Annotated in this window: 15 protein-coding genes; 7 read left to right on the top strand and 8 right to left on the bottom strand. The window is 71.1% G+C overall.

Going from position 1 to position 24119, the window contains the following annotated elements:
* Positions 1-5: 5 nt before the first annotated feature.
* Positions 6-1010, top strand: a complete 1005-nt coding sequence (locus tag DSM104299_RS05730; RefSeq protein ID WP_272476325.1) for a restriction endonuclease — start codon at positions 6-8, stop codon at positions 1008-1010.
* Between the two features lie 1401 nt (positions 1011-2411).
* On the opposite strand, the gene DSM104299_RS05735 is transcribed toward DSM104299_RS05730, so the two are convergent.
* Positions 2412-3023 (bottom strand): hypothetical protein, encoded by a 612-nt coding sequence (locus DSM104299_RS05735; RefSeq protein WP_272476326.1) that lies wholly within the window; start codon positions 3021-3023, stop codon positions 2412-2414.
* A 498-nt stretch (positions 3024-3521) separates the two neighbouring features.
* On the opposite strand from DSM104299_RS05735, the gene DSM104299_RS05740 reads away from it, so the two are divergent.
* Together DSM104299_RS05740 and DSM104299_RS05745 are read left to right on the top strand one after the other, a co-directional pair.
* Positions 3522-5702, top strand: coding sequence for a TolB-like translocation protein (locus tag DSM104299_RS05740; protein ID WP_272476327.1), 2181 nt, complete (start codon positions 3522-3524; stop codon positions 5700-5702).
* 3 nt (positions 5703-5705) lie between these two features.
* On the top strand, positions 5706-8438 hold the full coding sequence (locus tag DSM104299_RS05745) for a hypothetical protein (RefSeq protein ID WP_272476328.1): 2733 nt from the start codon (positions 5706-5708) through the stop codon (positions 8436-8438).
* Positions 8439-9404: 966 nt separating this feature from the next.
* On the opposite strand, the gene DSM104299_RS05750 is transcribed toward DSM104299_RS05745, so the two are convergent.
* The 5 genes from DSM104299_RS05750 to DSM104299_RS05770 all read right to left on the bottom strand — a co-directional run bounded on the left by DSM104299_RS05750 (position 9405) and on the right by DSM104299_RS05770 (position 14726).
* Positions 9405-10352, bottom strand: coding sequence for a hypothetical protein (locus DSM104299_RS05750; protein WP_272476329.1), 948 nt, complete (start codon positions 10350-10352; stop codon positions 9405-9407).
* A 161-nt stretch (positions 10353-10513) separates the two neighbouring features.
* The gene (locus DSM104299_RS05755; RefSeq protein ID WP_272476330.1) at positions 10514-10903 is read right to left on the bottom strand and encodes a hypothetical protein; all 390 of its coding nucleotides are present in this window, start codon (positions 10901-10903) and stop codon (positions 10514-10516) included.
* A 136-nt stretch (positions 10904-11039) separates the two neighbouring features.
* A complete protein-coding gene (locus DSM104299_RS05760; protein WP_349294530.1) occupies positions 11040-12554 on the bottom strand; it encodes an MFS transporter in 1515 nt (504 codons plus the stop codon).
* 67 nt (positions 12555-12621) lie between these two features.
* Positions 12622-13470: a class II glutamine amidotransferase gene (locus tag DSM104299_RS05765; RefSeq protein ID WP_272476332.1), complete on the bottom strand. Its 849-nt coding sequence runs from the start codon at positions 13468-13470 to the stop codon at positions 12622-12624.
* 98 nt (positions 13471-13568) lie between these two features.
* Positions 13569-14726, bottom strand: a complete 1158-nt coding sequence (locus DSM104299_RS05770) for a carboxylate-amine ligase (RefSeq protein WP_272476333.1) — start codon at positions 14724-14726, stop codon at positions 13569-13571.
* Between the two features lie 363 nt (positions 14727-15089).
* Between DSM104299_RS05770 and DSM104299_RS05775 the strand changes: the two genes are divergently transcribed.
* From DSM104299_RS05775 to DSM104299_RS05785, 3 genes are all read left to right on the top strand, one after another.
* Positions 15090-16664, top strand: a complete 1575-nt coding sequence (locus DSM104299_RS05775; RefSeq protein ID WP_272476334.1) for a dicarboxylate/amino acid:cation symporter — start codon at positions 15090-15092, stop codon at positions 16662-16664.
* A 26-nt stretch (positions 16665-16690) separates the two neighbouring features.
* On the top strand, positions 16691-17719 hold the full coding sequence (locus DSM104299_RS05780; protein ID WP_272476335.1) for a hypothetical protein: 1029 nt from the start codon (positions 16691-16693) through the stop codon (positions 17717-17719).
* 110 nt (positions 17720-17829) lie between these two features.
* Positions 17830-20568, top strand: coding sequence for an Ig-like domain repeat protein (locus DSM104299_RS05785; protein WP_272476336.1), 2739 nt, complete (start codon positions 17830-17832; stop codon positions 20566-20568).
* Between the two features lie 92 nt (positions 20569-20660).
* On the opposite strand, the gene DSM104299_RS05790 is transcribed toward DSM104299_RS05785, so the two are convergent.
* Complete coding sequence (locus DSM104299_RS05790) at positions 20661-20852, bottom strand: hypothetical protein (protein ID WP_272476337.1); 192 nt, start codon at positions 20850-20852, stop codon at positions 20661-20663.
* A 517-nt stretch (positions 20853-21369) separates the two neighbouring features.
* Here DSM104299_RS05790 and DSM104299_RS05795 point away from each other — a divergent pair.
* Complete coding sequence (locus DSM104299_RS05795) at positions 21370-23202, top strand: methyl-accepting chemotaxis protein (protein ID WP_272476338.1); 1833 nt, start codon at positions 21370-21372, stop codon at positions 23200-23202.
* Here DSM104299_RS05795 and DSM104299_RS05800 read toward each other — a convergent pair.
* On the bottom strand, positions 23186-24100 hold the full coding sequence (locus DSM104299_RS05800) for a hypothetical protein (protein ID WP_272476339.1): 915 nt from the start codon (positions 24098-24100) through the stop codon (positions 23186-23188). The two genes, DSM104299_RS05795 and DSM104299_RS05800, sit on opposite strands and share 17 nt — an antisense overlap.
* Positions 24101-24119 lie beyond the last annotated feature (19 nt).

Genomic DNA, 24119 nt, shown 5'->3' on the forward strand with positions numbered 1-24119 from the left:
GAGCGATGCTCGACCAACAACTTTGGGAGAGCGAAGGCAAGACTCCGGACGCGACGGTTGCGGCTCGCCTCTACACGGACATCAAGAAAAAGGGTGCCGGCTCTCGGTTCGTTCAGGTCGCGAAGGGAACATTCGCGCTGAACCCAGACGTCGAGGACCAGCAGGCTCAGCTGGCGGGCGAGGCGGAGGCAGTGCCCTCGAACGAAGCGACTCCTTTGAGCGCAGACATGCCTGTCGGCGCGCCGTTGAAAAAGCGGCTGTCGTTCACCGACGCGGCGGAGGACGTTCTACAGCGTCACGGCAACGGGCACCCGATGCACTACCGCGACATCACCAAGGTGGTGCTCGACGAGGACCTCGTGAAGACCAGTGGCAAGACGCCGGAGGCCACCCTCTACGCGCAAATCATCACGGAGAACGCGCGCGCAGAGATGCGCAGCAAGCCAGTGCGGTTCGTCCGCCACGGCAAGGGCATGGTCGGCCTGGCGGCCTGGCTGGAACCTGGCGTACAGCAGGAGATTGCCAAACACAACGCAGATGCCGAAGAGCAGATGCTCGAACAGCTCCGCGAGCTTGACCCCGCGGACTTCGAGCAGCTCGCCGGCGAACTGCTGAGGGAGCTCGGCATCCGCGAGGTCGAAGTCACCGCCTACCACGGCGACAAGGGCATTGACGCGACCGGCGTGTACGAGCTCGCCGAGGGTCTCGATGTCCGCATCGCAGTTCAGGCCAAGCGCCAGCAGCAGAACGTGCAGCGACCGACCGTGCAGGCACTCAACGGGAGCCTCAAGCCGCACCAGCAGGGCCTCATCATCACGACCAGCGACTTCGGGAAGGGCGCCCGCGAGGAAGCCGCCCGCGACGACAAGCCGCTCATCTGGCTCATCAACGGCAAGCAGCTCGTCAAGCTGCTCATCGCCAACGACATCGGCGCTCGGCGGGTCGCCGTCGAACTCGTCGAGCCCACAGGGTTCGAGCTCGGCGACGCAGACCGCAACGCCGCAACCTGAGTTCCATACCGTGAGCAGCTTGACGTACGGCGAGGGCTTGCTGGCGTAGTTCCAGCGGTGATGAGCGAGCGCCCCCGCGTCGGCTGGCCTGTGCAACTGGGCTCCGACGACGGTCGCCGTCTGCCCAACAGCGAGGCGAGTACGTGCCCGGGACTCGGTCGTGATCGCCTTTTTCTATGAGCGTGCTCTGGACCGGCAGCGGTTAGCCCGCCGGCCGCGACGGCCGCACGAAACAACGAAGGTCGCATCGTCTTTCGACATTCGGCGAGGCCGAGCGAAACAAGCACCGCTACCGCGCCCGACTGCGTAACTCGGGCGACGCGCAAAGGCGTCGCGCTGGCCGAGTAGCCAGGAGTCGAAATAGGACAACCGTCACGCATGGTGAACTAGGGCATCCACCGCTCGCCGAAGCGACGCCGCGGCCGCTGACGCGCTCGGCATCCTCGCCGCACTCTTGGTGGTTCCAATGTGGTTCCAAGGCACCCAAAAACAACCCAAGCCAACCAAAGAAACTTCTCGCAAATAGCGGCCAAATCATCTAACCGGACTGCAGTCCGGGCACCTCATAACCCGAAGGTCGCAGGTTCGTATCCTGCCCCCGGGTACTCATCAAAAGGTCCGCTTTTGCGGGCCTTTTGTCGTCCCGCAGCGACTGCTTAAGTCGCCAAAAATGGGCTGTGCGGCAACGAATCGGGCAATAACCGTGTTGCCCCACACGGCCGCACCGGCCGCCGCCGCCGCTTCCTTCTTCGAAACCGCGGCGCTAGCGTCGCCGAGCCCATCGGACCAGGCGCACCACCGCTCGGCTCGGCCGGCCTATCTGAAAAGCGCCCCCGCGCCGCTGAAGACGGCCGGGGGCATGGCCAAGGAGCATCAACTCCATGGACATCTCGGACCGTATCGAGTCCCGTGACTTGCTCGCGATCCCCGAGCATCTCGTCTTTGCCTTCGAGAAATGGATCGCGGAGCGGATCAGGCGGGCGTGCGAGCACGCCGAGGACGAGATCCGCGAGGCCGTCCAAGGCGGTGCACCTCCAGGATGCGTTTGCGGCGAGGTCGCTGACGCCGGCACAGCTCGGGGAGTTGGCCGAGGATGCCTTGAAGCGGCTGGAGCGTCGGTGGCGGACCGATCCTGGCTATGAGGATGAGGCCGAGCGGCGGCTCCGCGAGCTGCTCGAGTTGCGCGACGGAGCCTTCGCCGCGGCGATCAACGACGACAACAACCTGCGCGTCCTGACGATCGAGCCGGCTCTCCGGCGAGCTGGCCGAGCCCACAGACGCGGTAGGCGGTCCAGTGCTCGAGGTCGGCGAGTCTTCGGCCTGAGGCGAGGTCCATGCCGGCAACGTCGGCGCGGCGGGCGCCGCGCGCCTCCGCCCGGACGGGGCGGAGGCGCGCGGGTGTCAGTACACCTGGATGGCCACCAGCGGGACGACCGTGTAGGCGAGCGCGCCGCCGGTCGGGTTCGTTGTCGTCGCGGTCCCGTCGGGGATCAGACCGCAGACGCTGTTGCTGACCGCGGTCGACTGGCCGGTGGTCAGGACGGTCAGCTGGCTGTGGCCGCTGTTGTACGACGCCGGGACCGTGCCGCTGAGCGTCGCGGTGCCGCAGCCGCTGACCGAGGCCGTGCAATTCAGCCCCGACAGAGTGAATGGGGTCACGCCATTGACGGAGAGGCCCACGGCCGCGAGCTTGGCCGTGTTCTTGCAGTCGATCGTCGTCGAGACGCCCGCGGTCGTGCAACCACTGTATGTCGGCTTGTAGTCGGTTGACACCGCCAGCGGAAGCGGGCCGGTCCCGCCGGCCAGCGTGGCGTTGAAACCGGAGGCCGTGCAGCTGATGGTCGCCGTAGTGCCGGAGCCTTGGACGACGAGCTGGGCGCCGGTGGTCCCGACGCCGCCCTTCGCTCCGGGCGACGAGACGACCATGGTGGCGGCCGACGCGGACGCAGATGCGGCGAGGCCGAACGCGGCGACGAGGACGAGCAGGCTAATGCTCTTACTAAGCGAGCGCATGTGAGCAACTTCCTTTCGGACAGTGGGACGGGCGGCACCCTATAAACTCCGCGGTACACGTTCAATGCTCTGAGTGCCTTGAGGACAAACATCTGATGGAGATTCTTGTGCGTTCCTTGCCATCGCCGACGATCGGGATGCTGGGCTTGGAGAACATGCATTGACGCCGCGCTCGCGGGGGCGAACCGGCCAAAGCGAGGTCGTGAGCCGAGCGATTGGCGTGGCGATCGACGCGTCGGCGATCCGCTGTCGGGAGCGGGATCTCGGGCGCGCGCTGATGCTGATCACGCGCGAGGCGATCCGCGAAACGAGATCAACGAGACTCCGGGCCCGATAGGAACGGGGAATGCGCCTCGTGCTTGCAAGAACATGAAGGGCCTCGATTGATGGAGGCCGGGGATCTGCTCTTGCATTCTAGGTACGGACCAGTTTATGATCCGCGCCGCCGCCTGTCCCCGCTGTCTTGGGCGGCTACATCTACGAGAAGGGTCATCTGCTGTGCTTGCACGAATCGCCGTCGCCAGCTCGCTGCTGGCTGCGTCGGTGACGGCCGTCGCGGTCGACGCGGCCGTCGCCGACGCACCACCGCCGCGCGCCTACGAGCTGGTGTCGCCGCCCGTCAAGGGTGCCGCCGACATCGCGAGCGGCATGGTCTCGTCCCCAGACGGCAACGTCGTCGACTTCGCGAGCTTCGGCACCATGCCGGGCTCGCCGAGCGCGGACTTCGACACGATCTACACCGCCGCACGCTCGAACACCGGCTGGACCACGGACCTCCTGTCCCCGCGCCAGGACCTGCCGGACCACACGTCGCTCGCGACGTCGATCAACCCCCAGGACTTCTCGGCCGACGCGCGGACGTTCTTCGCCACGCCGTTGGACGGGACCCAGCCGCTCATGGCCGGTGACGTGGACCGGTCCAATGACGTCTACGCGAGCGCGGCCGGCGGCGTGACGCGCTGGCTGACGCCCGGCGCGCACCCGAACGACCCGGTGGCGCCCGCGGACGCCAACACCGTCGACTCGGACTACGCCGGCCGTTCCGACGACGGCCGCGCGGTTGTCTTCGAGTCCACCAAGCAGATCCTCCCCGACGTGCCCGGCGGCACGAGGGAGGTCTACGAGATCGTCGACGGCGTGACCCACATCGTCTCGCTGGTCGACGATGGCAGCGGCCACGAGATCCCGGCGCCGACCGACGCGCTGTTCGCCGGCGGCCGGGTCAGCCCCTACAACTACTTGCCGGGCGACCGCAGCGGCGTGTCGTCCGACGGCTCGCGCGTGTTCTTCACGACCGGCAGCCAGCTCTACGTCCGCGACGGCCAGCGCACGGTGCTCGTCTCGGCGTCGCAGGCCAGCGGCTCGGTCGGCCAGCCCGCGCCGAGCGGCGCCCGGTTCCAGGGTGCGTCCGACGACGGCGACTGGGTGACGTTCACCAGCTCTGACCCGCTGACCGACGACGCGACCGCCGGCGGCCTGTACGGCTATGACATCGGCAGCGGGGTGCTGCGGCTGCTGGCCGATGCCAGCTCCAGCTCTGCCGTCGCGACGGTGCACACCGCTCCCGACGCCTCACGCGTGTACTTCACGACGACCGACGCGCTCGACGGCGACGGCACCGCCGGCTCCCCGAACCTTTGGGTCGCCCACGCCGACGGCACCCACCACTTCATCGCGACGCTCGACCCCGGCGACTCCTCGTTGCTGATGAACCTTGGCGAGAACCAGAACACCGCGCCGATCACCGCCGACGGCGGCAAGCTGGCGTTCCAGAGCCTCGCCAAGCTGACGCGGTACGACAGCGGCGGCGTCACGGAGGTGTACGTCTACGACGACACCACCCAACAGCTCTCGTGCGCGTCGTGCCCGCCGGGCGCCGCCGACCCAGGCGCCGGCGCGACGCTGCGCGACCCGCGCAACGTGCTCGGCACCCAGACGCGCAACTTCGCGAGCGACGGGGACCTGTTCTTCGAGACGGCCGTGCCGCTCACCCAGGACGACACCGAGGACAAGGTCGACGTGTACGAGTACGCCGACGGGCGCACGCGGCTGATCTCGCCCGGGACGAGCACCGACACGTACTACGTGGACAACTCGGTCGACGGCAGCTCCGTGTTCATGCTGTCGCGCGACAGCCTGGTCCCGGCCGACGACGACCACGGCTACCAGGACGTCTACGTCGCCCGCGTCGGCGGCGGGTTCCCGGCGAGCGCGCCGAGCCCAGCCTGCACGGGTGAGGCGTGCCGGCCGGCGCCGACGCCGGCCACCGCGCCGCCGGCGGCGCCCGACACCGCGCCGGCGTTCGACGTCGCGCCCGGCGTCGGCTCCAGCGTGCGCCCGACGTTCTCGGTGACGTCGGTCACGGCGGGGCAGCGGCGCGCGTTCGCCCGCACCGGCAAGTTGTCGTTGAAGGTCAAGGTGAGTGCGGCCGCCGTGTTCACGGCGACCGGGCGCGGGCAGATCGGGCACAAGCGCGTCACGGTCGCCACCGGGTCCACCAGCAAGCTCGCGGCGGGCCGGACGACGCTCACCGTGAAGCTGACGACCAAGGCGCGGCGCGCGCTGGCGCGCAACGGGCGGTTGACCGTCCGGCTGACGATCACGTGCAGCGACACGACGCGGAGCGCGCACGCGACGCTCGTGCTCCAGCACGCCAAGACCACCAAGAAGGGGCGCTAGGACATGTTGAGGAAGTCGATCGGGCTGGCGCTCGCGCTGCTCCTCCTCGCGGCGCTCGGTGCGTCCGCGGCATCCGCCGACCCCGCGTTCGGGCCGGCGTCGTTCACGGTCTCGGCGAGCACGAGCCAGGCCGGGGCGCACCCTGACGTTACGACCGGGTTCACGATGAACACGCACGACGTCCAGATCCCGGATCCGGCCGACCCGGCCGGCGCGCCGCTCACCGTACCGGTGCCGAACGCGCCGCTGAAGGACGTGCGGCTGGCGCTGCCGGCAGGCCTCGTCGGTGATACGACGCACGTCCCGCAGTGCCCCGCGGCGGTCTTCGGCGCCGGTCTGCTTGGCGGCGCGACCTGCCCGGACGACTCGCAGGTCGGCTTCGTCGACCTGAAGATCAACCTCGGGTACGCGGGTGGCGTCTCGGAGCAGTGGTTCCCGGTGTACAACCTGGAGGTCTCGGACCACGAGCCGGCCGCGTTCGGCTTCTCGGTCCTCGCCCCGAACGTGGAGATCGGGTTCCGCGTCCGCACCGAGAGCGACGGCGGGCTGACGGCCGTGATCAGCGGCGTCAACCAGGCGGCGCGGATCTACGCGCAGTCACTGACGCTGTGGGGCGTGCCGGCGGACCCCGCGCACGACGAGCAGCGCGGCGCGTGCCTGGCGGCCAACAAGGTCGACCCGCCGCCGTCGCCGCTGCAGACCTGCCCGGCGAGCTCGCCGCGCGTGCCGCTGCTGCGCAACCCGACGTCGTGCGGGAGCGCGCCGTTGACCACGACGGTCGAGATGACGTCGTGGACGCATCCTGACGCGCCGGTCCGCACGTCGGCGACGACGCCGCCGCCGACCGGCTGCGACCAGGTGCCGTTCCAGGCGTCGATCAAGCTGACGCCGGACGGCGGGTCGGCCGATGCGCCGACCGGGCTGGACGTGGCGCTCGACGTCGCGCAGAACCGCGACCCCGACGGGCTCGGGGCGTCAGACCTGCAGCGTGCCGTCGTGGCGCTGCCCGAGGGCTACGCGATCTCGCCGGCCGCCGCCGACGGGCTGGCGGACTGCGACGCGGCGGGCGTCGGCATCGGCGATGCCGGGCCGGCGCGCTGCCCCGACGCCGCGAGGATCGGCAGCGCGTCGATCGTCTCGCCGATCCTGCGCGACACGCTGTCGGGCCCGATCTACCTCGGCCCGTCGCCGTCTCCTGGGCGCTACGACCTGTTCATGGTGGTCGAGGGTGACGGCGTGCGGCTGAAGCTGCCGGGCGTCATCGACGCCGACCCGGCGACGGGGCGGATCACCGCGACGTTCGACAACACGCCGCAGCAGCCGTTCGAGCACTTCACGTTGCACTTCGATGGGGGAGACCGAGCTGTCCTGGCGTCCCCGTCGACGTGCGGGACGTCGAACGCCACCGCGACGCTGACGCCGTGGACGGGTGCGGCGCCGACCGTCGTCAGCGCGCCGTTGACGCTCGGCGGCGGGTCGTGCCCGTCCAGCGTGCCGTTCGCGCCGCGCCTGACGTCGGGCCTGGGCTCGTCGCGCGCCGGCGCGGACTCGCCGTTCACGCTGACCGTGGCGCGCGACGACCGGACGCAGGCGATCGGCGCGATCACGTCGGTGACGCTGCCGCCGGGGCTGACCGCCCACGTGGGCGCGGTGCCGCGCTGCGGCGACGCCGACGCGGCGGCCGGGACGTGCCCGGCGGCGACGCGCGTCGGCGCGGTGTTCGTCACCGCCGGCGCCGGGGCGCACCCGTTCTCGCTGCGGGGCACGGCGTACCTGACCGACGGGTACAAGGGCGCGCCGTATGGGCTCAGCCTCGTCGTCCCGGCGCTGGCCGGCCCCTACAACCTGGGGACGGTCGTGATCCGGTCGGCGATCGACGTCGCGCCCGACACGCGGATCACCGTGCGGACCGATCCGCTGCCGCAGATCCTGGCGGGCATCCCGCTGCGGCTGCGCAGCGTCGGGCTCGCGCTCGACCGGCCGGGCTTCATGGCCTCGCCGACGAGCTGCGCGCCGAGCGAGGTCACCGCGCAGGTCGCCTCGGCGAGTGGTGAGACCACGACGCTCAGCCAGCGGTTCGCGATGTCCGGCTGCTCGAAGCTGCCGTTCGCACCCAAGATGTCCATCAAGGCCATCAAGAGCACCAAGAAGGCCGGTGCCGGCTTGCACGTCACGCTGACGCAGACGCCCGGGCAGTCGAACCTCAAGTCCGTCGGCGTCGCGCTGCCCAAGCAGATCGTGATCAAGCTGAAGGCCTTGGGTCAGGTCTGCACGTCGGCGCAGCTGGCGGCGGTCAAGTGCCCGGCGGCGTCGAAGGTCGGTGGCGCGAGCGCCGTGACCCCGCTCCTGAGCACGCCGCTGCAGGGCAGCGTCTACCTGGTGCAGGCGGGCAGCACGCTGCCGCGACTCGTGCCGATCCTCCAGGGCAGCGGGCTGACCGTGCCCCTGGTCGGGACCACGACGTTCTCGAAGAGCCGGCTCGGGACGGCGTTCGCGTCGATCCCGGACGTGCCGATCACGCGCTTCGACCTCGACCTCCCGCACAACAAGCGGCAGATCCTCGAGACGCCGCACGGCCTGGCCTGCCGCGGCACCGGAGCGATCGTGACGTTCACCGGCCACAACGGCGCGGTGGTCAAGCGTACGGTCCCGGTGACGGCGAAGTGCGCGACGGGCGCGACGGGCGCGGCGAAGAAGGCGAAGAAGGCGAAGAAGGCGAACAAGGCAAAGAAGTAGGCATTGCGCCTGGAGCGCCGGTTCGGGCCAGCGGGCCCGGCCGGCGCTCCGGGGTCTTCGACGGCCGGACGACCAGACCAGCTCGGCAATAGGTCACTCAGATCGTCACCAACAAGATCGATCAGCCGCTGCCGATCAGGGTCGAGCGGCGGGATCGACAGGAAGCCCATTCTGGTCGTGCATGTCCGCGCCTCGCGGGCGGTGTGTCGCCGGCACCTCGTTGACGGCCGTGTCCTCGTTCGGGCCGGGGCTACCAATCGCCGGCCGCGCCTCGGGAGGTCGCCGCGCGCTCTCGCCATGCTCGTCCTCGGCTTCGTCGTGATGGCTCCCGCCGCGCGCTTGGTCGCTCGTTCGAGCGCTCAGCTCGGGCTTCGGGTGGCGGCCACCCGGGCGCTCCAGTCGCTCGCGCGCCGCGCCGCGCCGCCCGCCCCGGCCAGCCCCCGAGATCAAAGCGCCCCCGCGCCGTGCGACCGGCCGGGGGCATGGCCCAGGAGCAGTGACTCCACGGACGCATCGGACCGTACCGGCCCAGGCTTGGTCGAACTCGCGGACGAGCTCTTGCCGCTGCCGTGTGAGGCGGCGGAGGAGGACAGCCGTGAGCCAGCGTGCGTCGCCGGGGTCGTGCGACGTCACCAGCGTGTTTGGTGCGACCTGCTCGCGGCGCAGGTCGCGCAAGCCGGCGGGTCGCCCAACCTCGCTGGTCAGCTCGCCCCGTTGCTCAACCGCGCGATGACGACCGCCCCGCCGCGCCGCGGCGCAGCGCGGCGCGCCGGAGACGCTGCTGCCCCACACGATCTCCGGTCCGTGAGTCACGTCATCGCTCTTGGCCGCCGTAGCACACAGCGACACCAACGCGCCGACCCCGCGGCCGCGGCCGCGGGTTCGACTCCCGCCCCCGGCTGCTGCGCAAAGGCCCGGAGATCCGGCCGTTCGTCGTTGTTGGGGTGGTCGGTAGCCGTCCGCCGGTCAGCGGACGGTGAACCGCACGAGCGCGCGGTGGCCGTGGTCGCCGGTCGCGGTCACCGTGGTCAGGCTGACGCGGTAGTGGCCGTGGCGGAGGCGATGCTTGCCGCGGAGCACGAGCGCGTCGCGACCGGCGTGCGCCGAGCGCGAGAGGGAGAGCACCCGGTGGTAGCGCCCGTGAGCGTCGCGACGCTCGACCGTCGCGGTGACCTTGGCCGCGACGTTCAGGGCGTAGCTGAGGCGGGTGCCGTGGACCTCCACGCTGCGCAGCACCGGCGCGACGTGGCTCACCGGAGCGGGTGCGGGCGCGGGTGCGGGGGCCGGGGCGGGCGCCGGGGCCGGCGCGGGCGCCGGGCACGGACCGTGCGTCGAGGCGTCGGTCGGGCATCCGTCCTGGGTGTCGTCGCCGTAGCCGTCGTGGTCGGCGTCGGGCTGGATCCACGCCTCGTACAGCGTCCCGACCGGCTGGTCGACCTGGCCGTCGGCCGGCGTCGCCTGCCCGACGGCCGGCTGCGTGTACCAGTTGTCGACGTCGGCGCCCGCCACCGGCGAGAGCACCGGGATCTGCGCGTTGGGGGAGAGGAGCAGCCCGAAGCTCTGCCCGGCGCTGACCGCGATGCCGGGCTCGACCGCGAAGTAGCTCTCCTGCGTGTTCGAGGACGACGACTGGACCGGTGTGGCCGGGCCGCGGACGACGGTGTTCGTCGCGGTGTAGGTGACCGGCGCGATGGCGAAGCGGCCGGTTCCGACGACGCCCCACCGGACGATGACGCCGTCGCTCGGCGCCTGCGCGACGTGCCCGGGCAACGTGTGCTGCACGACCATGCAGCCGGCGTTGCTCTTGCAGATGCCGATGTGGTTGGCGGCCTGGGCCGGGACCGCGGCGGCGAGGGGGAGCGCCGACGCCGCCAGCGCAGCGGCGGAGAGGAAGGACAGGGAGGGGCGTGACATGTCGTCGAGTATCGAGCGATCCCGCGTGAGCCTCAACGCAGGATGCTGATCGCCTACACCAAGAGCCTTCACCTTGGACGGTCTCCAGGTGCCGCGGGCGCGCGGCGCGGCCAATCGGCTGGCGCGCCGCGCGCCCGGCTAGAGGCGTTCTGCCTTCTCGGTCAAGCGGTGCCGTGCGTCCAGCCGCTGTTGCAGCTCAGCAGGGTGCGCGTGCCCCATTCTCCGATGCAGGGCCGGTAGTAGACCGTGGTGCCTTCGGGGACCGCGGTGCCGTAGCTGTAGGTGCGGATCGTGCCGCAGCCGTCGCTGTTCCACAGGTTGTCGTAGATCCCCAACGACGCGATCTGGACCTGGGCGACGGCGGAATGCCCGTCGCAGGCGACGTCCTGGACATGGATGACGTCGCCGTCGTTCGTGAACCAGACGCAGGCGGTGTTCCCGGGGGCGCACAGCTTGGGGCCGTCGGCGCTGGCCTGCGCCGACGCGGCGCCGACCAGGCAGAGGAGAGCGGCAAGGAGGCCGACGAGGCCGCGACGTGATGACGTACTCATAGAAAAGAGTCCTTCAGTAGTAATGGGGAGAAGTGCTTCGGGGAGTTTTAGTAAGCCGCGTCTCGGCGGCGCGCAAAGCTTACGCGACGGGCGTTTTGGGCGGTCTCCGAGTCGCCGGCGTCCGTGCCGGGCCCCGTCACGCCAGCGCTTCTACGGAGCCTGAGGGCTCGACGTCTGGGAGGCGCATCATGCGGAAGGCGTCGAACAGCCCGAGGGCGCCGGCGAGGATCGGCACGAGCAGCGCCACCTGAAGGGCGAGGTTGGTCGCGTCGGTGTTGATGCTGAGGACCTCGTCCCGGACCGCCGGCGGCTCGCGGGCGACGAGCTCGTCGAGCTGCGTGTTGCTCACGACCTGCGCGTCGTCTTCCAGGGTCTGCGCGATCTGCTGCTGCTGTGAGGACGGGATGATCGGGCTCGCGTTGCTCATGTTGGTGAACGCGAGGGCGAGGGTGGCGAGCAGGACGCCACCGGCGACCGCCAGGCCGAACGACAGGCCGAACGATCCCGCCGCGGAGTTCACGCCGGCGGCCTCGCTGATGCGCTCGTCGTCGATCGGGGCGAGCGTGTAGTTGTTGAGCTGCGACACCAGAAGTCCGAGGCCCGCTCCCGCGATGGCCAGCGGCACGAGCAGGTACCAGCCGGAATCCGCTCTGGGAACGATCGGGAGGATCAGCGCGATGCCGAGCGTGCTCAGCGCGAACCCGTTCCGGATGATCGCGGCGGGCCGCCGGCCGCCGGACTTGCGACCGGCGAGGATCGCGACGGCGAACATGGTCAAGGACAGCGGCGCGAGCGACAAGCCCGTCTGGAGGGCGTCGTATTCGAGCTTGATCTGGAGGAAGATCGGCAGGGCGATCATCGCGCCGCCGAGGGTGACGTTCTGCAACATCTGCCCGGTGATCCCGACCCGGAAATGCGGGAGCCGGAACAGGTCCGGATCGAGCAGCGTCACGTTGCCCTCGCGGTGGCGCCGCACGAGCCAGCGAGCAAGCCCCCAGAGCGCAAGGGCTCCGATAGCGATCAGCAACACGACGTAGTCGCCGCCCTCCTGCCACACCAGGATGCCCAACACGACGCCGCCCATCCCCAGGACGGACAGGACCGCGCCGAACACGTCGACCTGCCGCGGGCCCGTGTACGGGACGTCCTCGAGCAGCCCGACCTGCGACAGCACCACGGCGATGACGACGGCCTCCAACAGGAACCCGACGCGCCATGACAGGTAGGTGGTGACGAACCCGCCGAGCAGCGGCCCGACCGCCGCGGCGATCGCGGCCGCCGCACCGATCAGCGCGTAGGTCTGCTTCTGGGCCGCTCCCTCGAAGTTGCCGTGGATCAACGACTGCATCGCCGGCAGCAGAAGCGAAGCGCCGAGGCCGCCGATGAGCGCCCAGAAGACGATGATCGCCGTCAGGCTCTGGGCGAGCGTCATCGCCAGCGCGCCGATCGCATACGCCAGCAGACCCACGACGTACGCGCGCTTGCGGCCGAAGAGGTCGCCGATCTTGCTGCTGATCAGGATGAAGGCAGCGGAGACCAGGGCCTCCAGCGCGATCGCGCCCTGCACCGCGCTGACCGTCGTGTCGAGATCCTTGACGACCGCGGAGATCGACACGTTCATCAACGACGTGTCGACGACGAGCACGAACATCGCCGCCGCCAGCACGAGCGACAGCCGTCGGTTGCGGGCGAGCGCCACGGGGCCAGCCGCGCGGGCGTTAGACCGGCACCGCGATCGTCGGCGCCTTCGGGCTGAACGGCCGCAGCTCGTCCTGGCCGCCGGTGACGACGCCGCACGTCGACTCGGGGACGGCGTTCCAGACACCGGGCAGGTCGCCGAGCGGTTCGGAGACGATCATGCGCATGTCGTCGGAGAACTGGTGGGCTCGGGGGTCGTCCGGGTAGAGCTCGCGGAGCTTCGGCACGGCGGTCGTGAAGTACAGCGAGCGCGACTTGCCCTCGGTGGAGTACCGGACCGCCCAGGTGCGCTGTCCGTCGGTGGTCGCGACGGTGCCCTGGAAGGGGTTCGGGACCCCGAGCCGCGCGCCGTGGGCCTCGACGAGGCCGATCGCCTGCTCGATCGCCGAGAGCGGGTCGTCCTGCAGCCCGAACGTCAACGCCAGGTGGAACAGCATCTCGGTGTCGGTCTGGCCCTGGATGTCCGCGTACAGCGAGGGATCGACGGCGAGCGCGAGGTCACGCTTGAGGGTCGCGAACTCGTTGATGTAGCCGTTGTGCATGAAGAGCCAGTTGTCGTGGCGGAACGGATGGCAGTTGGTCTGCTGCACCGCGCTGCCGATCGCCGCTCGGATGTGCGTGAAGAAGCGGCCCGAGCGGAGGTGGGCGGCGAGCTCGTGCAGGTTGTGGTCGTTCCACGCCGGCTCGGTGCTGTAGAAGACGCCGGGGGTCGGCGTGTCGTCGTACCAGCCGACGCCGAACCCGTCCCCGTTGGTGGTCTCCGCGCCCAGCCGGGAGTGCAGGCTCTGGTCGATGAGCGAATGAGCGGGTGTGTAGAGGGCCTCCGTGAGGAGGATCGGGGACCCTGAGTAGGCAAGCCAGCGGCACATCAGCCGCTCCTTTCGGTCATCGGCGACACGATGCACCGACGCTAGTTCTCGGTGACGGGCGCGATCTCATCCGGTTGGGGTGATGCGGCGTCGCGCCGTCATCGGCGGTTGGCGGCCGGGGCGAACCGCGCGGCGAGGTCGGCCACGAGCTGCGGGACCCCGCAGCGCTCGGCCAAGCGCGCCTGTCGCGATGCCTCGGGGGACGCGACGAGCGAGAAGGCGGACGTCAGCTCGTCGACGGCCCCCAAGGCGAGCGCGTGGGGCATCGCCGCGCTGACGAGGTCGGCGAGCAGGTCGGGGAACGGGACGCGTCGCGCCCGCACCGGGTCGATGAGCTCGGCCGTCGGGCCGTCGCGCGCCGCCAGGAAGCGGTTCTCCGCGAGGACTTCCTGCGCATGCATGGCCTTCGGCACCGCGAAGCCCTCTTCGAGCTCGAGCCGCGCCAGAGCCTGCACGAGCGCGGCGAGCGCGGCCGTGGCTTCGGAGCGCGGCTGAGCATCCATGACGCGCACCTCGACCGTGCCGAGCCGGGGCTGCGGGCGCACGTCCCACCACAGGAAGGTCGGTTCCGGGATGGCGCCGGAGCGCAGCAGCAGGTCGACGGTGCGGACCCAGTCTCCGTAGCTGTCGAAGTGGCGCGGCAGCCCCGTTCGCGGGAAGGCTTGGAACATGATCGTGCGATTCGACGCCAGGCCCGTGTCCCGGCCGCGCCACAGGGGCGAGCTCGCCGACAGGGCGAGCAGCACCGGGGCATGGACACGTAGGCGGTTGAGGAGCCGGATCGCGCTCTCGGCGTCGGGCACGCCGACGTGGACGTGGAGGGCGAACGTCGGCTCCCGCCGGGCCAGGCCGCGCATGGTCTGGTGGATCAGCTCGTAACGGCCGCCCGGCGTGACCTCGCCGTCGCCACAGGCATCGCCGGGGTGCATGCCCGCCACCGCGACGGCGAGGCCGAGTCCTCGCGCCTGGTCGGCCAGCCGCGCTCGCAGGCGGTCCAGCTCGGCGACCGCTCCACCGGCCGTCGCGTGGGGGCCGGTGGTGAGCTCGACCGCGGCGGCGTGCGTCTCGGCCCAGCAGTGCTCGGCGAGATCGTCGCTCAGCGACGCGAGCAGGCGGTCGGCCCGCGGCGCCAGGGACCACGTCTGCGGGTCGAGGAGCATGACCTCCTCCTCGAGGCCGATGGAGTACGGGGTCGACGGCCGCCACGTCGCCCATGGGATCGCGGACGCCTTCAGGTCCATGGCGCGTATGGCCATCGTCGTGCCGGCTCGCCCGTCAGGCCGAGGCGCGCGGTTGCTTGGCGAACGCAGGAGGCATGAGTGTGAAGGAGGTGTCCAAGAATGGGTGATCCGCCGCGAGCGCCATGTCTGCCTCCGGTCGTTGGCGACGACGTCAGCGTCTCCTCGGCGGTCGGCCCCGGCAATCGGGCACACACCACACTTGACGAGGTGCGGACTTGCGTGCCTCGGCGGAGGCGCAGGTCGGGCGGCGAGCCGCCGGCTGCCGACTGGCCGATGTATAACTGCCTATGTCGATCGATTTAGTGTAGTTTGCCGCGCCTACGCGACAAGCATCGGTCCCCGAAGGATGAACGCACTGTGAACCTGAACTGGTCGGCATTGGCGCCACTCGCTGCGGTGGTGCTCAGCTGGGCCGCCATCTGGTGGCTGCGCAAGCGTCAGCTCAACTTCAGCCTGATCGCGCTGTTCGCCCTGGCGGTGGGCGTTCCGATCGGGTTGCTCGCAGGCAAGCACGTCGAGGCGATCAACCCGATCGGCCACATCTACATCAACGTGCTGCTCGCCACGGTGGCGCCGCTGATCCTCGTGGCGATCGTCTCGTCGATCACGTCGCTCGGCAGCCTCGCGAAGTTGCGCAGCATCGGTGTGCGCTCGATCTTCTGGCTGATGCTGAGCAACGCGCTGGCCGTCGTGCTCGCGCTGGGTCTCGCTCTGGCCTTCCAGCCCGGCCAGGGCCTGCACCACAAGCTCGGCGAGCTGTCGACCGACACCATCCAGGGCCAGGTGCAGGACTTCGGGCAGGTCGTCGTCGGCTTCTTCCCGACGAACGTCGTCCAGAACTTCAGCGCGAACGACGTCATCCCGATCATCCTGATCGCCGTCACGCTCTCGGTCGCCTACCTGGCGCTGGCCGAGAAGGAGCCCGAGAAGGTCCGGCCGTTCGGCGCCGGCGCCGAGGCGCTCAAGCTCGTGATCTTCAAGGCCGTCGGCTACGTCATCCGGCTCACGCCCTACGCGATCGTCGCGCTCACGGCCGACATGGTCGGCAGCAGCACGAACCTCGGGAGCGACTTCCGCTCGCTCGTAGGGCTGTTGGCGCTCGTCTGGGCCGCCTGCTTCGTGCATGCCTACGTCCTCAACGGCGCGATCCTCACGGCCTTCGCGGACGTGCCGGTGGTCGCGTTCTTCCGCAAGATCTTCCCGGCGCAGCTCACCGCGTTCAGCACGCAGAGCAGCATCGGCACGCTGCCGGTGACGACGGCGCAGCTCACCCGCAAGGTCGGCGTCCACACGGAGATCGCGCACTTCACGGCGCCGCTGGGCACGACGATCGGCATGCCGGGCTGCGCCGGCATCTGGCCGATCATGGTCGCCGTCTGGGGCATCAACGCGTACGGCATCTCCTACTCGGTGAGCGACTACGTCGTCCTCGCGGTCCTCGGCGTCGTCGTCTCGGTGGGCACGGCCGGCGTGCCCGGCGCGGCGACGGTGGCCGCCGCCACCGTGCTGTCCGCGGCCCACCTGCCGCTCGAGTTCGTCGCGGCGACCATCCCGATCGGCGTGATCGCGGACATGGCGCGCACGGCGACCAACGTGACCGCGGCGGCGGTGAGCGCCACCGTGGTCGCGCGGCAGACCGGGCTGCTCGACGACGAGATCTTCGCGGGGCGGGCCGAGTTCGTCGACGCGGACGAGCTCGCGGAGTCCGAGCGCGTCACCGGCCCGGTGCCGGTCCGCCTGCCCGCCGCGCGGCCGCAGGTCGTCACCGGCGCGGTGCCGGCCCCCGTGCCCGTCGCGGCGGCGCAGGGCGTCGCGAGCCCGACGCCGTTCCCGGTGTCCGCGGCCGGCCCGTACGGCGGCCTCAGACCGGCGGAGATCTACCCGCAGGTCTATTGGGGGTCAACGGAGCTGAGCGCAGTCGCCGGCTCCACGAACGGGACGGAGCGGACATGACGACGGAACGACCAGGAACAGCGGCGATGCGTCGCTCCCGGTGGCTCGCGCTCGGCGCGGTCGCGCTGCTCGCGGCGGCTCCGGCTGCGCAGGCCACCGACATCACGAACCCGGCCGAGCATCCCGCCCCGATCACCTTGACGATCGACGGCCAGACGTACCGCGACGGGGCGGACACCCTGCCCGGCTACGACGACTACGCCTGCACGCCGATCCCCAACGTCCAGTACGACTTCGGCAACGACCAGATCCAGTACTACGACGGGCAGGGCGACCTGGTCAAGACCGCGCAGTGGACCGAGTGGTCGCGGATCAGCTCCCACGACACCTGGGTCGCGCAGCAGCAGCAGGGCACGCCGCCGCCGACCACCCCGACCACGCCCAGCTCCGCCGGCACGGCGCCCGCGGCCGTGAGCCCGACCACCACGGGCGCGGGCTCGGCCCCGGCCGCCACGAGCCCCGCCACCACCGGTCCCGCGGCCGTGAGCCCGGCGACGAAGACCACGAGCTCCGCGACGAAGGCGAGGACCAAGGGCTCGGCGACGAAGACCACGAGCTCGGCGACGAAGACGACCGAGAGCCCGGCGACGAAGACCACGAGCTCGGGTGCGAAGAGCAAGCGCTCGACCGCCTCCTCGCCGAGCACGACGTCGCCGGCGCGGACGACGGCCGCCTCGACGCACGCCGGCAAGGGCGGCACGTCGACGGCCGCGTCTCCGAAGCACCGCGCCGCGACGCACCCCGCCGCGGGCGCCGCTGCGACGGACGCCGCCGCCTCGACGGACCCCGCCGCCCCGGCGAGCGGCACGGCCGCGGCGCCGTCCACCGCGTCCGGCGCGGCCGTCGCGACGACCGCGAACGGCACCGCCGCTCCCGCGTCGACTCAGAGCCCGGCCAGCACGCCCGAGTACAAGCTGGTCAGCGACAAGAGCGCCGGCGGCGGGGGCGACACCCGCCCGGTCGGCATCGGGATCCTGGTGGCGGTGTTCGCAGCGGCCGGGCTCGCCTTCGTCTTCGGCCTCGGCCGACGTGGCGTCAGAGCGTCGTCCTCATGACCTCGTGACCCCGCGACCGCGTCCGTGCGATCGCACGGGCGAGGTCTGCCGTCCCCATCGCACTTCAGCTCAACATTCACTGATCCTTAACACAGAGAGACAGCAAGACCATGCACATCCCCAAGGTCCGGACGCGATCGGCCGGAGCGCTCGCCGCGGCCGCCGCGATCGTCTCGCTCGCTGCGGCCCAAGCCGCCGGCGCGGCGCCTGCGCGCACCGCCACCACGACCAGCTACACCGACGCGACCTACCTGCAGCACGCTCTCGGCCTGCCGGCCGGCGACACCGACCCGGCGATCGAGCCGGTCACCTACGACCGCTTCCAGTGGCTGCTTCAGCAGTCGGGGAACTTCGCCGTCCTGATCGGCGATCCCGCCGAGGACGCGAGCTTCGCCGCACGCGCCCAGGACGTCGAGGCGTCGGCCAAGGCCGCCGGCGTCAAGGCGGTCTACTGGTTCGACCCGAACCTCTCGGGCAACGCCCAGGTCGGCGCCACCACCGAGCCCAACCTCGACATCCGCAACCCGGCCGGCATCACGTCGATCGCCGCGGAGTCGCGCGCCAAGTACGGCGACGCATGGTCGAACCTCGTCGGCCTGTACCTCGGCAACGGCCTGCACGTCGTCCAGAACGACCTCAACTCAGAGGAGGCGACCGTCACGGTGACGCCGGACCCGAGCGTGGCCAACGACAGCGGCTCCGCCGCCGGCCACAGCACCAAGGTCGGCAACGCCTCCGGCGGCGCGCTCTACGACTACGCGGGCGGCTCGGCGCCGGCCAACGCCCAGCACAGCTTCTTCTTCATCTACAACAAGGCCACCACCGACGGTGGCCAGCCGGCGAAGATCGTCTCGTGGACCGACCTCACCACGCAGCCGGACGCGGGGTCGGCCAAGGCCGACGTGACCACGGCGATCGGCAAGGTGGGCCCTGCGAGCAACCTCGCCGCGGTCGACCAGTTCGCCTGGTGGAAGGACGAGGTCAACGCCAAGCAGGTCGCCCAGGCGTCGACCGACGCCCGTGGCGCGAACGTGCCGGTCCTCACCGACGCCGCCAACGCCACGGCCGACGGCGGCTGGCGGATCAACCAGGTCACCTACCCCGAGCTGGTCGACCTGCTCAAGAACGCCAACACGGCGAACGCGGTGATCCTCTTCGGCGGCACCTGGTGCCCGAACACCCGGCCGGTGCTGCCGTCCGTCAACAGGTACGCCCAGCAGAACGACGTCAAGGTCTACAACTTCGACACCGTCCTCGACGGCGGCCTCGTCGGCGACGCGACGACGAGCACGGTCAACCCGCTCCAGACGCGCAACAAGGCCGCGTACGCGCCGAGCGGCGGCGGCGCGACGATCACGAACGCCAACCCAAGCTTCCTCTACGGCGACCTCGTGAGCCAGTACCTCAACAACGTCAAGACGCAGTACGACCCGGCGACCAGCTCGGTGGTCGAGTACTACGCCAACGGTGGCAGCGGGGGCGCGCTGAGCAAGGCGCGCAAGCTCCAGGTGCCGTTCCTGGTCGGCTACCAGGGCACGGCGGGCAGCGCCGCCAACGGCGGCGTCACCCGGCAGTGGCTCATCGACAAGGGCAACGGCACGTACACGGAGTACATGTCGCAATGGTGGTTCACCAACCCCCAGCCGAACCAGCTCGGCATCACGGCGATCCCGCTCGGCGCGCCCATCTGGTCGACGATCAACGCCCAGTTGGCGGACTTCACCTGGAAGACGGACCCGACCACGGTGATCCCGAACACCGGCGTCGACACCGACGACGCGCCGTACCTCGTCGACGCCGACACCGCGACGGTGACGCCCAACGCCGGTGGCACGAACGTGACCGTCGCCAACGGCGGCTCGGTCGGCATCAGCCCGGCGGCGCTCTCGGCGGCCTTGGCTGCTCTGGGCACGTCGGCTCCGGCGAAGCTCGCCGCGGCGAAGACCGCCCTGCTCGACGCCCGGGCCGCGACGCCGCAGGACGCGACGCTGGTCTCCAACCTGACCACGGTCGTCGGTGCCTGGGGTGTCGCGCAGAGCCGCAAGACCACGCTGCTCAACGCCTGGGGCAGCGCGACCAGCCCCAACAGCATCGCCGGGGGCCTGGCCGCCGTCCACGCGGTCGACGCCTTCTTCGGCGGCCTGCCGGGTGGCGTGCTGTCGCGGCGGACCGTGACCGCCGACCCGGTGGCGCACGGCACCGCGCCGAAGATCACCATCGCGATCGCCAACGACTACGGGCGCGTCCCGACGGGCAACGTCTCTCTGGTCGTCAAGAAGGGCGGCGCGACGGTCGCGTCGGCGTCGGCGGCGGTCGCGCAGGACGCGGCCGCCTTCACGCTCCCGGTCCTGGACGCGGGCACGTACGACTACACGTTGTCCTACCCGGGTGACGACCAGATCGCCGCCTTCACCGAGACCGGCTCCCTGACGGTCTCGCCGGCCGGGGCGACCCCGGTCGTGGTGCCGCCCACCCCGACGCCGGGCGCGACCCCCACGCCCGCGCCGGTCGTGACGCCCGCGTCCCTGAAGCCGTCCAAGGTCTCGCGCGGCAAGGCGGGCAAGGTCAAGGGCGTCGTCGCCAAGGCGCCGAGCAGCAGGAAGGGCGGCAAGTACAAGGTGACGATCGCCACGGCGAAGGACGCCTCGGCGGCGAGCGGCAAGGTGACGATCAAGCTCAAGAAGGGCAAGGTCACCAAGACGATCACCGGCAAGCTCGTGCGCGGCGTGGTGACGGTCTCGCTGCCGAAGCTCGCGCGCGGCACCTGGAAGGTCACGATCTCGTGGCCCGGAGACTCGCACTACGTGACCGCCTCGGCGACCGGGGCCTCGATCAAGGTCATCAAGTAGGACCGACACACAGTCGAAGTTAGTACTCAGCATTTGCGTCAAAAAGAGGAGGGCCGGGGCCGCCGCTTCCGCGGCGGCCCCGGCGGGCAGGGTCAGTCCTCCTCCAGCTCCAGGCGCTCCAGCGCGCTCGGCTCCAGCCCGCCGAGCGCGGTCAGGGTGATCTTCGTGGCCAGCCACGTGGCGCCGACGATCGCGATGCCGCTGAGGATCGCGACGAGCATCTCCACGCTGAGATCCCGCCCGCCCGCCTTGAGCACGGCCGGGCCGAGGATCGCCAGGCCCATCGTGTGGATCCTGCTGACCAGGTGGTTGCCCCCGATCTCCAGGCTGTAAGCGGAGAAGAGAGAGGAGTGGGGAGGTCGACCTTACAACTCTTCAAAGGGCAGCCAGGCTCGCCGCCACAGGATGCGCCACATCGGAGGACCAGCGAAGCCCGGAGCACCCGATCGGGGGTTCGCCGAAGTCTCGGCCGCCTCGCGCTAGCGCGCGAGGACGTAGGCGCGCACGTCGCCGAGCCGGACCCGCGCGGTGCGACCCGCGAACCGCCCGCGAGACCTTGGGCGTCTTGACCGTGACGGCCCTGGTGGACTTGGTCTGCTTGCCGGCCTTGTTGACCGCGACCAGCTCGAGCTCGTAGCGGGTGCGTCGCCGGCTGTGAGGACGAAAGCTTCGAGGTCGATGATCAAACAGACGTCCGCGGTCGTTCCTCGACGCATACAACTCGATCGAGGCTGGTCGAGGACAGAGGTGGAGTGGGTCTCCCGCCCGCTTCCCCTCACCTCCCCCGAACACCACTTGGACGTGACCACCCTGCGCCTCTCCATCCGCGGCAAGCTGCTCGGCGGCTCGCTGCTCACCATCGCCGTCTGCGCCGTCGGCTTCCTGCTCGCCCTCGGTCAGCTCGGCAGCGTCAAGCGCTCCAGCACCGAGATGCACGATCGCGCGTACGTGCCCACGGTCGCGGCCGACGCGGTCCGGTACCACGTCGAGGACCTCGCCCTCCAGAACGCCAACTTCGCCACCCTCGTCGCGACCTACGGCATCGCCGGGGCCAACGCGCACAAGGGCAAGGTCGCGGTGCTCACCCGCGCCGTCGGGCAGGACCAGAAGGCCATCAAGAAGGCCCTGCCGAAGCTGGCCGCCGGCCCGCCGGAGCTGGCGCCGCTGGCCCGACGCGTGACCACGGCCGCGCGCGAGTACGACGCGGCGTTCGCCGTCGCGTCGGTCGCCAGCGACGCGGACACCGCGTCCTCGATCAAGGCCCTCATCGCCGCGACCGCCAAGCTGGACGGCGCCGCCGCGCAGTACGTGACCGCCAGCGGCAAGTACGCGGAGCGCGCCGTCGCCAACGTGTCCGCCGCCTACGAGCACGGGCGCACGGTGGTGCTCGTGGCGCTGCTCACCGCCGTCCTCGTCGGGCTGCTCGTCGGGCTGCGGATGGCGGCCTCGGTGCGTCGCAGCGTCGACGACATCACCCGGACGCTCCGCTCGCTGCGCGAGAACGACACCGTCGCCTTGCGCCGCGGCCTCGACGCCGTGGCCGCCGGCGACCTCACCCAGCCCGCCGAGCCGGTGACCGCGCCGATCGTGGCGCGGACGAGCGACGAGATCGGCGACGTGGCGACGCTCGTCGACGAGATCCGCGAGGACACGGCGACGTCGATGGCGAGCTACAACGCGTCGATCGGAAGCCTCGGCTCGCTGATCGGGCACGTCTCGCGCAGCGCGACGACGCTCGCCGGCGCCTCCGAGCAGATGGCGACGATGTCGCGCGAGTCCGGCCGCGCCGTCGACGAGATCGCCTCGGCGGTCGAGAACGTGGCCGCCGGCGCCGAGCGCCAGGCGCGCGCCGTCTCCGGCGCGCGGGAGCTGACGACCCGGATGGCGACCGCCATCGACCGGTCGGCGCGCACCACGGCCGACACCGGTCAGGCGGCCGGCGTGGCACGCGACATGGCGCTGCAGGGCGGCGCCGCCGTCGCCGAGGCGACCGACGCCATGGCGTCGGTGCGCGCGGCGTCGACGGAGGCCACGGAGGCGATCCGCCAGCTCGGCACCAAGTCCGAGCAGATCGGCGGCATCGTCGACGCGATCACCGGCATCGCCGAGCAGACCAACCTGTTGGCCTTGAACGCCGCGATCGAGGCCGCCCGGGCCGGCGACCAGGGTCGCGGGTTCGCGGTGGTGGCCGACGAGGTCCGCAAGCTCGCGGAGGAGTCGCAGACCGCGGCGGGCTCGATCGCGGAGCTGATCCGGGAGATCCAGGCCGAGACGGCCCGCGCGGTCAAGGTCGTCGAGACGGGCGCGGATCGGACCGACCAGGGCACCGCGACGGTCGAGCAGGCGCGCGCGGTCTTCGAGCAGATCAACGACAAGGTCGAGGAGATGACGGCCCGGGTCGAGGAGATCTCCGCGTCGGTGAGCGAGCTGTCGCGCACCTCAGGCGACATGGACGGCGAGATCGGCGAGGTCGCGATCGTCTCGGAGGAGACGTCGGCCGCGACCGAGCAGGTCGCTGCTTCCGCCGAGCAGACCGCCGCCGCGACGCAGGAGATCGTGTCCGCGGCGGACACGCTGGCGGGCACCGCCGAGGAGCTCTCGCGGCTGGTCGGGCGCTTCACGCTGACGGCGTGACCTGCGACGCGCCATCCGCCTCGCCGGCGGGTCGCGCGACGTCCAGGTTGGGTTGACCGCGCCGCAGGCGCACCCGCGCCCAGACGTGGTCGCCGCCCGCCCAGGTCGCGAAGCACAGGCCGCCGACCGTGCCCGTGACGGTCATCAGCACGCCGGCGGCCGCGGCGGCCGCGGGCCCCTCGCTGCCGAGGATCAGCACCGCCGCCGCGGCGCCCACGCCCGGGCCGAGCGGCAGCTGGCCGAGCGTGACCACGGCGATGAGCACCGCGATCGCGTCGAAGAACGACGCGTCGACGCCCACCGCGTGCAGCAGCATCCAGTTGCGGAAGATCTGCGCGAAGACGGCAGCCAGGACGAGGGCGACCACGCGACCGCCGCCGCTGAGGCTGCGCAGCACGGCGAGCCCGCGCCAGACCTTGCGGCCCTCGCGCGCGGCCAGGTGGCGCAGGCCGGCGCTCACGGTGCCGATCACGGCCACGACGATGACCGGCAGCCACCACGGCAGGCCCAGCGGGCCGATCAGGGTGAACGACGTCAGCGCCGCCAGGCTCGCCTCGACCGCGAGGATCGGGAACTCGGCCGCGATCAGCGTCGGGACCTGCGGGCTGACCGTCGGCGACGAGCGGCGCAGCGCAGCGATCCGCGCGGCGACGCCGAGCTGGCCGTTGAGCACGCTCCCGACCACCTGCATGCTCGACGCGCGGTAGAGGATCCGGCGCGCGACGGTCCCGCCCGCGGCCTCGATCGACAGGTGCCACGCCTCGGTGCGCGAGAGCAGCGCGACGACCTGGAGCAGCGCCGCGACGAGGAGGATCGTCAGCGGCGCGCTGGAGAGGGCGGTGGTGAACTCGTCGCGCCGCCCCGCGAGGGCGGCGACGAGCGCGCCCGCAGTGAGCACGGAGCCGAGGATCGTGATC

Origin of the sequence: Baekduia alba, from assembly GCF_028416635.1 — a bacterium.
In the GTDB taxonomy this organism is placed as follows: Bacteria; Actinomycetota; Thermoleophilia; order Solirubrobacterales; family Solirubrobacteraceae; genus Baekduia; species Baekduia alba.

Bases quoted from the DNA above. Each gene is read 5' to 3' on its own strand.
- DSM104299_RS05730 (WP_272476325.1), top strand. From the start codon at position 6: ATGCTCGACCAACAACTTTGGGAGAGCGAAGGCAAGACTCCGGACGCG.
- DSM104299_RS05735 (WP_272476326.1), bottom strand. From the start codon at position 3,023: ATGCGCTCGCTTAGTAAGAGCATTAGCCTGCTCGTCCTCGTCGCCGCG.
- DSM104299_RS05745 (WP_272476328.1), top strand. From the start codon at position 5,706: ATGTTGAGGAAGTCGATCGGGCTGGCGCTCGCGCTGCTCCTCCTCGCG.
- DSM104299_RS05750 (WP_272476329.1), bottom strand. From the start codon at position 10,352: ATGTCACGCCCCTCCCTGTCCTTCCTCTCCGCCGCTGCGCTGGCGGCG.
- DSM104299_RS05755 (WP_272476330.1), bottom strand. From the start codon at position 10,903: ATGAGTACGTCATCACGTCGCGGCCTCGTCGGCCTCCTTGCCGCTCTC.
- DSM104299_RS05760 (WP_349294530.1), bottom strand. From the start codon at position 12,554: ATGTTCGTGCTCGTCGTCGACACGTCGTTGATGAACGTGTCGATCTCC.
- DSM104299_RS05765 (WP_272476332.1), bottom strand. From the start codon at position 13,470: ATGTGCCGCTGGCTTGCCTACTCAGGGTCCCCGATCCTCCTCACGGAG.
- DSM104299_RS05770 (WP_272476333.1), bottom strand. From the start codon at position 14,726: ATGGCCATACGCGCCATGGACCTGAAGGCGTCCGCGATCCCATGGGCG.
- DSM104299_RS05780 (WP_272476335.1), top strand. From the start codon at position 16,691: ATGCGTCGCTCCCGGTGGCTCGCGCTCGGCGCGGTCGCGCTGCTCGCG.
- DSM104299_RS05785 (WP_272476336.1), top strand. From the start codon at position 17,830: ATGCACATCCCCAAGGTCCGGACGCGATCGGCCGGAGCGCTCGCCGCG.
- DSM104299_RS05790 (WP_272476337.1), bottom strand. From the start codon at position 20,852: ATGGGCCTGGCGATCCTCGGCCCGGCCGTGCTCAAGGCGGGCGGGCGG.